The organism is Actinomadura sp. KC216, assembly GCF_004348535.1.
Lineage (GTDB): Bacteria > Actinomycetota > Actinomycetes > Streptosporangiales > Streptosporangiaceae > Spirillospora.
On sequence record NZ_SMJX01000305.1, the window covers coordinates 1 to 9,877 of the forward strand.

Below are 9,877 nucleotides of genomic sequence, written 5' to 3' on the forward strand. Positions count from 1 at the left end.
CGACGGGTGGGACGGGCTCGCGGAGACCTCCCGCGAGGCGCTGCGTGGAGCGGAGGTGCTCCTCGGCGGCAGCCGCCAGCTCGCTCTGGTTCCCGAGGGGAAGGCCGAGCGGGTGGCGTGGCCGTCGCCCCTCCTGCCCGCGCTGCCCGGGCTGATCCGGCGGTACGACGGCCGCGTGATCGCCGTCCTGGCCAGCGGCGACCCGATGTTCTACGGGATCGGCTCCACGCTCGCGGAGCTGCTCGGCCCGGCGCGGCTGCGGGTGCTGCCGCATCCGTCGTCGGTGTCGCTGGCGTGCGCCCGGCTCGGGTGGCCGCTGGAGCGGGTGGACGTCGTCAGCCTCGTCGGCCGCCCGGCGGAGACGCTGAACGCGCTGGTCGCGCCCGGCAGGCGGGTGCTGGTGCTCGGCGCGGGACGGGAGGCGCCGGCGGTCGTGGCGGCGCTGCTCGCGGGGCGCGGGTTCGGCCCGAGCCGGATGACCGTCCTGTGCGACCTCGGGGCGGCGGGCGAGACGGTGCGGGACGGCGTCGCGGGGGAGTGGACGGAGCCCGCCGGGTCCGCGCTGAACATCGTCGCGGTGGAGTGCGCGCCAGGACCGGGCGCCGCGCCGCTGCCCCGCACGCCCGGGCTTCCCGACGACGCGTTCGAGCATGACGGGCAGATCACCAAGAGCGAGGTCCGCGCGGTCACCCTGGCGCGTCTCGCGCCGCTGCCGGGCGAGCTGCTGTGGGACGTCGGCGCGGGCGCGGGCAGCGTCGCGATCGAGTGGGCGCGGGCGCATCCGTCCTGCGCGGCGGTCGCGGTCGAGAGCCATCCCGAGCGCGCGGAGCGGATCGGCCGGAACGCCGCAGCGCTCGGTGTGCCCGGGGTGTGTGTCGTGACCGGCCGGGCGCCGGACGCGCTGGAGGGCCTGCCCGCCCCCGACGCCGTGTTCGTCGGCGGCGGACTCACCGTGCCCGGCCTGCTGGAACGCTGCTGGGACGCGCTGAGACCCGGCGGGCGGCTCGTCGCCAACGCCGTCACGCTCGAATCGGAGGCGCGGGTCGCGCGGGCCCGGGAGACGCACGGCGGCGAGCTGGTGCGCGTCGGCGTCGAGCGGGCCGCGCCGCTGGGCGGGTTCACCGCCTGGCGCCCGGCGATGCCCGTCACCATCTGGACGACCAGGAAGGACGCGCCATGACCGTCTACTTCGTCGGGGCCGGTCCCGGCGCCGCCGACCTCATCACCGTGCGGGGGCTGCGGGTGCTGGAGTCCGCGCCGGTGTGCCTGTACGCGGGGTCGCTGGTGCCGCGCGAGCTGCTGGACGCCTGCCCGCCCGGCGCCCGGCTCGTCGACACCGCGAACCTGACGCTGGACGAGATCGTCGCCGAGCTGACCGCCGCGCACCGCGACGGCCTGGACGTCGCCCGCCTGTGCTCGGGCGACCCGTCGGTGTTCAGCGCGGTCGCCGAGCAGGTGCGGCGGCTGGACGCGGCGGGCGTGCCGCACGAGATCGTCCCGGGCGTGCCGGCGTTCGCCGCGGCGGCGGCCTCGCTGGGGCGGGAGCTGACCGTCCCGGGCGTCGGCCAGACGGTGATCCTCACGCGCACGGCGGCGCGCGCGACGCCGATGCCGGACGGCGAGGACCTCGCCACCCTCGGCGCGAGCGGCGCCACGATGGTGCTGCACCTGGCCGTCCAGCGGATCGACGAGGTGACCGCCGAGCTGCTGCCGCACTACGGCGCGGACTGCCCGGTCGCGGTCGTCGCCCGCGCCAGCCGCCCGGACGAGCTGATCCTGCGCGGCACGCTCGCCGGCATCGCGGACCTGGTCCGCGAGGCCGGGGTGAAGCGCACCGCGGTGATCGTCGTCGGGCGGGTGCTGGCGGCGACGGCGTTCCCCGACAGCCACCTCTACAGCGCCGCGCGGGAACGGGTGTGACGCGGGTCCTGATCCTCGGCGGGACGGCGGAGGCCCGCGACCTCGCGGCGTGGCTGTCGGACGTCCCGGGCGTGCACGCCGTGTCGTCGCTGGCCGGGCGCGTCACCGATCCGCGGCTGCCCGCCGGGGACGTGCGCGTCGGCGGGTTCGGCGGCCCGGCCGGTTTGGCGGCGTGGCTCCGCGAGCACCGGATCGACCGGCTGGTGGACGCCACGCACCCCTTCGCCGAGCGGATGAGCGCGTCGGCGGCGGAGGCGTCGGCGCTGGCCGGGGTGCCGCTGCTCGCGCTGCGCCGGCCCGGCTGGCGGGAGGAGGACGGCGACGACTGGCGGCGCGTCCCCTCGCTGCGCGAGGCCGCCGCCGCGCTGCCGGGCGGCGCCCGGGCCTTCCTCACCACCGGCCGGAGCGGCATCCCGGTGTTCGCCGCCCGGACGGACGTGTGGTTCCTCGCCAGATCCGTCGACCCGCCGGAGGCGCCCGTCCCGTCCAACGTGCGGGTGCTGCTCTCCCGCGGCCCCTACACGGTGGACGGCGAGCGGGCGCTGATCCGCGAGCACCGCCTCGACGTGCTGGTCACCAAGGACAGCGGCGGCACGATGACCCGCGCGAAGCTCACCGCCGCCCGCGCCTACCGGCTGCCGGTGATCATGGTGGACCGGCCGCGCCCGCCGGGCGGCGTCGAGACGACCGGTGATGTCGCCGCCGCCGCGCGCTGGGCTCAGGGGTAGCGGCGCGGTGTGTAGACGGCTCCGCGGCCGGTGACCCGGGTCGTGGACGACCCGACGATGACCAGGCAGCGCATGTCGACCCGGCCGGTGTCGAGCTTGCCGAGCGTCGTGACCGTGACGCTCTCCTCGGGGCCGCCGACGTCGCGCCCGACCACCACCGGCGTCTCCGGCGAGCGGTGCTCCAGCAGCAGGTCGCGCGCCGCGTCGAGCTGGTGCCTGCGGCGGCTCGACGACGGGTTGTACAGGGCGAGCACCAGATCGGCCCGCGCCGCGGCGGTGATCCGCCGGGCGATCACGTCCCAGGGTTTGAGCAGGTCGGACAGCGACAGGACGCAGAAGTCGTGGCCGAGCGGCGCGCCCGCCCGGGCGGCGACGGCCTGCGCGGCGGTCAGCCCGGGCACGACCCGCACCGGCACGTCCGCGAACTCGTCGTCGGCCGCCGCCTCAAGCACGGCGGTCGCCATCGCGAACACGCCGGGGTCGCCGGACGAGACGACGGCGACCCGCGCGCCGTCCCTCGCGAGCGCCAGCGCGTGCCGGGCCCGGTCGGCCTCGACGCGGTTGCCGCTGGAGTGCCGCCGCTGCCGGGGGTTCGGCGGCACGCGGTCCAGGTACGGGCCGTAGCCGACGAGGTCGGTGGCGGACGCCAGGACGTCCTGCGCCTCCGGGGTGAGCCAGGGCCGACCGGCCGGGCCGAGCCCGACGACCGTGACGCCTCCCGGCCCCTCCGCCCGCGTGGGCGCGGGCGCGGTGAACGCCTTCCCCGCCGGGCTCGTCAGCAGAGCCAGGGACATGTACGGGACGTCCGCCGGATCGACGTCGGCGAGCGGTGCGATCCGCTCCCGGCCGGTGGAGGCCCGCTCGACGTAGCAGGCGTCGCCGAGCCGTCCGGCGTCCTCGAACGCCTGCCTGACCTTCGGGAACGTCCGGCCGAGCTTGAGGACGGCCGCCGCGTCGGCCGCACGCAGCCGCTCGGCCAGCTCGTCGCCGGGAAGCGTGCCGGGCAGCACGGTCAGCGTCTCCTCCCGCTCCACCAGCGGGCGACCCGCCGCGGCCGACGCCGCGCTGAGCGAGGTGACGCCCGGCACCACCTCGGCCGGGTAGCGGGGCGCGAGCCGTTTGTGCAGGTGCATGTAGGAGCCGTAGAACAGCGGGTCGCCCTCGCTCAGGACGACGACCGTCCGCCCCGCGTCCAGGTGCGCGGCGAGCCGGGCCGTGCAGGCGGTGTAGAACTCCTCCAGCGCGCCCTGGTAACCGCCGGGATGGTCGGTCGTCTCCGTGGTCACCGGGTAGACGAGCTGCTCCTCGATCTGCCCGTCGCGCAGGTAGGGCTCGGCGACGCCGCGGGCGATGCTGCGGCCGTGCCGGGCGCAGTGGTAGGCGACCACGTCCGCCGCGCCGATCAGCCGCGCCGCCTTCACGGTGACCAGCTCGGGATCGCCGGGCCCGACGCCCACGCCGTAGAGCCGCCCTGCCATCATCACTCCGCCTCACTCGCGATGGCGTTGACCGCCGCCGCCGTCATCGCGCTGCCGCCGCGCCGCCCGCGCACCACCAGGTGCGGCAGATCGCTGGCGGCGAGGGCGTCCTTGGACTCGGCCGCGCCGATGAACCCGACCGGCACGCCGAGGACCGCCGCCGGGCGGCCCGCGCCGTCCGCGACCAGCTCCAGCAGCCGGAACAGCGCCGTGGGCGCGTTGCCGATCGCGACGACCGCGCCGTCCAGCCGGTCCAGCCAGAGGTCGAGGGCCGCCGCGCTGCGGGTGGTGCCGAGCCGTGCCGCGAGCGCCGGGACGCGCGGGTCCCCGAGCGTGCACACGACCTCGTTGCCCGCGGGCAGCCGCGCCCGGGTGACGCCGGCCGCGACCATCCGCGCGTCGCACAGCACCGGCGCGCCGTCCAGCAGCGCGGCCCGCGCCTTCGCGACGACTCCCGGCGACCAGGCGAGGTCGTCGACGAGGTCGGTCATCCCGCACGCGTGGATCATGCGGACGGCGACGCGCGCCACATCGTCCGGCAGGCCGGACAGGTCGGTCTCGGCGCGGATGGTCGCGAACGACCGCCGGTAGATCTCCGCGCCGTCGCGGATGTAGTCGGTCACCGCTCCGGACCGCCTACCGTCTTCAGGACGACCGGGCCGCGGGGCATCCCGCAGCGCCGCTCGCACCCCGCCCAGTGCACCGGCGTTCGCGGTGCGTGCTCCAGGCCGTCCACCCAGCGGCGGGCCTCGCCCTGGACGTCGCCTTGCGACCTCGCGCAGCCCGGGCTGCCCGTGCAGGCGGTGACGCCGACCCACGGCGAGTCCGGGTCGGTCGCGAACCCCGCCGCGTCCAGCCGTGCCGCGGTGTGGCGGGCGTCGGCGCGGGTGAGGTCCCGTATGACGACGCTGCGCCACGGCGTCACCCGGACGCCGGGGGCGATCGCGGCGAGCGCCTCGGCCTGGGCTCCCGGCATCCGCCCGAGCGGCGGCACCGCCTCCAGCGCCACGCGCCCGTCCCGCTGCTCGACGATCCCCGCGTGCGGAGGCGGGGGCTCCGGGACGCGCGGCCCGTCCGCCACGGTCCCGCCCAGGCGTTCCGCGACGAGGCGCGCCCCGCCCGGCACCTCCGCCAGCCGCCACGCGTCGCCGCGGACGTCGAGGAACGCCTCCGCCGCCGCGACGAGCACCGGCACGGGGTCGTCGTACGGCAGGTCGAGGCGGGCGCCGGCGAGAAGCAGGCCGCCGGGGACGAGCGTCAGGTCGGCGCCCAGGGAGGCGACGTCGCCGGTACCGTCGTCCAGCGCGAACAGGAACCGGCCCGGGAGCCCCGCCAGAGGGGGGCGCGCGCACAGCGCCCGGTCGAGTTCCGCGACCAGCGGGTCCGTGTCCAGGACGCCGTGCCTCCCGCGACCGCCGAGCGGCGACGCGACGATGTTGCGCGCCCGCTCGTGCGCGGGCGACGGCAGCAGCCCGGCGGCCGCGACCCGCTCCGCGAGCGCCGCCGGATCGCGCACGCCGCGCAGCTGGAGATTGCCGCGGGACGTCAGCTCGATGACGTCCAGGCCCAGCTCGCGGGCCGCGGCGCCGAGCGTCCTGAGCTGCGCGGACGTCACCGAGCCACCGGGGACGCGGACGCGTGCCAGCGGCCCGTCCGCGGCGTCATGGGTCTGCAGCGTCCCGGGGCACGCGTCCGCACGCGACCGCCCCACCGCATCGACATTCCGCACGATGAGGATGCTAACGGCAGTTTGCGGACGGCCCTCGCTGCCGTACGCTCTGAGCCACGACGGTCTGGAGGAAGCCGGTGTGAATCCGGCGCGGTCCCGCCACTGTCACCGGGAAGCAAGCCCCGCACACGGCCACGGTCCCACGCGGACGGGAAGGCCGGGGTGAGCGCTGATCCGGGAGCCAGGAGACTCCGGCGGTCGTGACACCCGCGACAGGGGCGAGGACCCCAGGGGGAGGATCTGCCGTGTCCACCGCCGACACGCCCGCGCAGGAGCGCACCGTCCTACTGCTCTCGACTTCCGACACCGACCTGCTGAGCGCCCGCGCGTCCGGCGCCGCGTACCGGCTCGGCAATCCCGCCCGGCTCGCCGTGGACGACCTGCCGGAGCTGGTCGACGGCACCGACCTCGTCGTCGTCCGGCTGCTCGGCGGGCGGCGCGCCTGGGAGGACGGTCTCGACGCCCTGCTCGCCGGTCACCGCCCGGTCGTGGTGGTCGGCGGCGAGCAGGCACCCGACGCCGAGCTGATGGAGCTGTCCACCGTGACCGGCGGGGTGTGCGCCGACGCGCACGCCTACCTCGCGCACGGCGGCCCCGGCAACCTCGCCGAGCTGCACGCCTTCCTGTGCGACACCGTGCTGCTCACCGGCCGCGGGTTCGCGCCGCCGCAGCCCACCCCCACGTGGGGACGGCTGGAGCGCGAGCCGCGCACGTCCGAGGGTCCCGTGGTGGGGGTGCTGTACTACCGCGCCCACCACATGGCCGGGAACACCGCTTTCGTGGAGGCGCTGTGCACGGCCGTGGAGGACGCGGGAGGACGGGCACTGCCGGTGTTCTGCTCCTCGCTGCGCACCGCCGAGCCGGGGCTGTTCGACACGCTCCGCGAGGCGGACGCGCTGGTCGTGACCGTGCTGGCGGCGGGCGGGTCGCGGCCCGCGACCGCCGGGGCGGGCGGCGACGACGAGGCGTGGGACGTCGGCGCCCTCGCCGAGCTGGACGTCCCGATCCTGCAGGGCCTCTGCCTCACCATGCCCCGGGCGGACTGGGAGGAGAGCGACGACGGCCTGTCCCCGCTGGACGCCGCGTCGCAGGTCGCGATCCCCGAGTTCGACGGGCGGATCATCACGGTCCCGTTCTCGTTCAAGGAGACCGGTGAGGACGGCCTGACCGTCTACGCCGCCGACCCCGAGCGCGCGGCGCGGGTCGCGGGCATCGCCGTCCGGCACGGCCGCCTCCGGCACACCCCGCCCGCCGAACGCCGCCTGGTCGTGATGCTGTCGGCGTACCCGACGAAGCACTCCCGCGTCGGCAACGCCGTCGGGCTGGACACCCCGGCGAGCACCGTCCGGCTCCTGTCCCGGCTCGCCGGCGCCGGTTACGACCTCGGCGACGGCTTCCCGGGAGTCGCGGGCCAGGACGGCGACGCGCTCGTCCACGCGCTGATCGCGGCGGGCGGGCAGGACGAGGACTGGCTCACCGAGGAGCAGCTCGCGGGCAACCCCGTCCGGATCTCCGCCGCGTCCTACGAGCGCTGGTACCGCACCCTCCCCGCCGATCTCCGGGACGGGATGGAGCGGCATTGGGGCCCGCCGCCCGGGGAGCTGTTCGTCCAGGACGGCGACATCGTCCTCGCCGCCCTCCGCGCCGGGAACGTCGTCGTCATGGTGCAGCCGCCGCGCGGCTTCGGCCAGAACCCGATCGCGATCTACCACGACCCCGACCTGCCGCCGAGCCACCACTACCTGGCCGCCTACCGGTGGCTGTCGGACGAGTTCGGCGCGCACGCGATCGTGCACGTCGGCAAGCACGGCAACCTGGAATGGCTGCCCGGGAAGGCGGCGGGCATGTCGGCGTCGTGCGGCACCGACGCGGCGCTCGGCGACGTCCCGCTGATCTACCCGTTCCTCGTCAACGACCCCGGCGAGGGCACGCAGGCCAAGCGCCGCGCGCACGCCGTGCTCGTGGACCACATGGTCCCGCCGATGGCCCGCGCCGAGACCTACGGCGACATCGCCCGCCTCGAACAGCTCCTGGACGAGCACGCCACGATCGCCGCGATGGACCCCGCGAAGCTCCCCGCGATCCGCGCCCAGATATGGACGCTGATCCAGGCCGCGAAGCTCGACCACGACCTCGGCCTGGACGACCGCCCCCACGACGCCGAGTTCGACGACTTCATCCTGCACGTCGACGGCTGGCTGTGCGAGGTGAAGGACGCGCAGATCCGCGACGGCCTGCACGTCCTCGGCGAGGCGCCGGCCGGCGCGCCCCGCGTCGACCTGGTCCTCGCCATGCTGCGGGCCAGGCAGATGTGGTCGGGACGCGAGACGCTGCCCGGCCTGCGCGAGGCCCTCGGCCTCACCGAGGACGGCACCGAGGCCCGCGCCGACGTCGACGCCGCCGAGGCCGCGGCCCGCTCCCTCGTCCAGGCCATGGAGGACGCTGGCTGGTCGCCCGACGCGGCCCCCCGGATCGCCGCGCGGGTCCCGGAAGAGCGCCGCGAGGCCGTGGCGCGCGTGCTGGCGTTCGCGGCGGCGGAGGTCGTCCCGCGCCTGGCCCGCACGACCGACGAGATCGACCACGTCCTGCACGCGCTGGACGGCGGCTACGTCCCGGCCGGGCCGAGCGGGTCGCCGCTGCGCGGCCTGATCAACGTCCTGCCGACCGGGCGCAACTTCTACTCGGTCGACCCGCGCGCCGTGCCGAGCCGCCTCGCCTGGGAGACCGGGCAGGCGATGGCCGAGTCGCTGCTGGAGCGCTACCGCGCCGACCACGGCGAATGGCCGCGCTCGGTGGGCCTGTCGGTGTGGGGGACGAGCGCGATGCGCACGGCGGGCGACGACGTCGCCGAGGTGCTGGCGCTGCTCGGCGTCCGCCCGGAATGGGACGAGGCGTCCCGCCGCGTCACCCGGCTGGAGCCGATCCCGCTCGCCGAGCTGGGCCGGCCGCGCATCGACGTGACGGTCCGCATCAGCGGGTTCTTCCGGGACGCGTTCCCGCACGTCGTCGCGATGCTGGACGACGCCGTCCGGCTGGTCGCCGCCCTCGACGAGCCCGACGACGCCAACCACGTCCGCGCCCACGTGAACGCCGACCGGGAGCGGCACGGCGACGACCGCCGGGCCACCCTCCGCGTCTTCGGGTCGCCGCCCGGCGCCTACGGCGCGGGCCTGCTGCCGCTCATCGACAGCCGCAACTGGCGCGACGACGCCGACCTCGCCGAGGTGTACGCGGTGTGGGGCGGGCACGCCTACGGCCGCGACCTGGACGGCGTCCCGGCCCGCGCCGACATGGAGAACGCCTACCGGCGGATCGCCGTGGCCGCCAAGAACGTCGACACCCGCGAGCACGACATCGCCGACTCCGACGACTACTTCCAGTACCACGGCGGCATGATCGCGACGGTCCGGGCGCTGACCGGCCGCGACCCGGCCGCCTACGTCGGCGACAGCACCCGCCCGGACGCGGTCCGCACCCGCACCCTGTCGGAGGAGACCGCGCGGATCTTCCGCGCCCGCGTCGTCAACCCGAACTGGCTGGCGGCGATGCGGCGGCACGGCTACAAGGGCGCGTTCGAGCTGGCCGCGACCGTCGACTACCTGTTCGGCTACGACGCCACCACCGGCGTCATGGCCGACTGGATGTACGACCGGCTCACCGCCGCCTACGTCCTGGACGAGGAGAACCGCGCGTTCATGGCGGAGTCCAACCCGTGGGCGCTGCACGGCATCGCCGAGCGGCTGCTGGAGGCGGCCGAGCGCGGCATGTGGGAGCACCCGGACCCGGAGATCCTCCGGGGCCTCCAGGAGGTCTACCTCAAGGCGGAGGGCGACCTGGAGGACGACGGCGACGACGCGGCCGACACCAGCCGCTGAGCCGCCTCCGGGTGCCCGGCCCAGTGCAGGTGCAGGTACGACGCGGTGATCCGGCCGTCGCCGAACCCGTCGGCCCCGCCCTCCCACTGGAAGAGGGGACCGGCGGTTGTGGTCAGGGCCGTCCGGTGGAACTCGTGGCCGTGGAAC

The 9,877-nt window shown here is 76.3% G+C and carries 7 protein-coding genes, 1 pseudogene and 1 riboswitch; of the genes and pseudogenes, 4 read left to right on the forward strand and 4 right to left on the reverse strand.

Annotated features, from left to right (window positions below):
- The 3 genes from cbiE to E1264_RS34435 form a co-directional block, all read left to right on the forward strand.
- The coding region (gene cbiE / locus E1264_RS34425) for a precorrin-6y C5,15-methyltransferase (decarboxylating) subunit CbiE (protein WP_132180326.1) at positions 1 to 1,180 on the forward strand (1,180 nt) is incomplete at its 5' end.
- Positions 1,177 to 1,920 (forward strand): precorrin-4 C(11)-methyltransferase, encoded by a 744-nt coding sequence (gene cobM, locus E1264_RS34430; protein ID WP_132180328.1) that lies wholly within the window; start codon positions 1,177 to 1,179, stop codon positions 1,918 to 1,920. The genes cbiE and cobM, both read left to right, overlap by 4 nt.
- Entirely contained in the window at positions 1,917 to 2,648 is a 732-nt protein-coding gene (locus tag E1264_RS34435; protein ID WP_132180330.1) for a cobalt-precorrin-6A reductase, read from the forward strand. Before cobM ends, E1264_RS34435 begins: the two co-directional genes overlap by 4 nt.
- On the opposite strand, the gene E1264_RS34440 is transcribed toward E1264_RS34435, so the two are convergent.
- From E1264_RS34440 to E1264_RS34450, 3 genes are read right to left on the reverse strand one after another with little or no spacing between them, the layout of a single operon-like run.
- Positions 2,639 to 4,126 carry a precorrin-2 C(20)-methyltransferase gene (locus E1264_RS34440; RefSeq protein ID WP_132180336.1) on the reverse strand — a complete coding sequence of 496 codons (1,488 nt, stop codon included), beginning with the start codon at positions 4,124 to 4,126 and terminating at the stop codon, positions 2,639 to 2,641. The two genes, E1264_RS34435 and E1264_RS34440, sit on opposite strands and share 10 nt — an antisense overlap.
- 2 nt (positions 4,127 to 4,128) lie before the next feature.
- The gene (locus tag E1264_RS34445) at positions 4,129 to 4,749 is read right to left on the reverse strand and encodes a precorrin-8X methylmutase (RefSeq protein ID WP_132180332.1); all 621 of its coding nucleotides are present in this window, start codon (positions 4,747 to 4,749) and stop codon (positions 4,129 to 4,131) included.
- The gene (locus E1264_RS34450) at positions 4,746 to 5,855 is read right to left on the reverse strand and encodes a precorrin-3B synthase (RefSeq protein ID WP_207936599.1); all 1,110 of its coding nucleotides are present in this window, start codon (positions 5,853 to 5,855) and stop codon (positions 4,746 to 4,748) included. The genes E1264_RS34445 and E1264_RS34450 overlap by 4 nt, the downstream gene beginning before the upstream one ends.
- Positions 5,856 to 5,922: 67 nt before the next feature.
- Positions 5,923 to 6,047, forward strand: a riboswitch (cobalamin riboswitch).
- Between the two features lie 53 nt (positions 6,048 to 6,100).
- On the opposite strand from E1264_RS34450, the gene cobN reads away from it, so the two are divergent.
- Complete coding sequence (gene cobN, locus E1264_RS34455) at positions 6,101 to 9,730, forward strand: cobaltochelatase subunit CobN (protein ID WP_132180334.1); 3,630 nt, start codon at positions 6,101 to 6,103, stop codon at positions 9,728 to 9,730.
- Here the strand turns inward: cobN and E1264_RS44890 are convergent.
- Positions 9,667 to 9,877: pseudogene (locus tag E1264_RS44890) on the reverse strand (cobyrinic acid a,c-diamide synthase); the annotation flags it as partial. The gene cobN and the pseudogene E1264_RS44890 sit on opposite strands and share 64 nt — an antisense overlap.

What these genes read in the sequence shown, in the direction of transcription:
- cobM (WP_132180328.1), top strand. Translation starts at nt 1,177, where the DNA reads ATGACCGTCTACTTCGTCGGGGCCGGTCCCGGCGCCGCCGACCTCATC.
- E1264_RS34440 (WP_132180336.1), bottom strand. Translation starts at nt 4,126, where the DNA reads ATGGCAGGGCGGCTCTACGGCGTGGGCGTCGGGCCCGGCGATCCCGAG.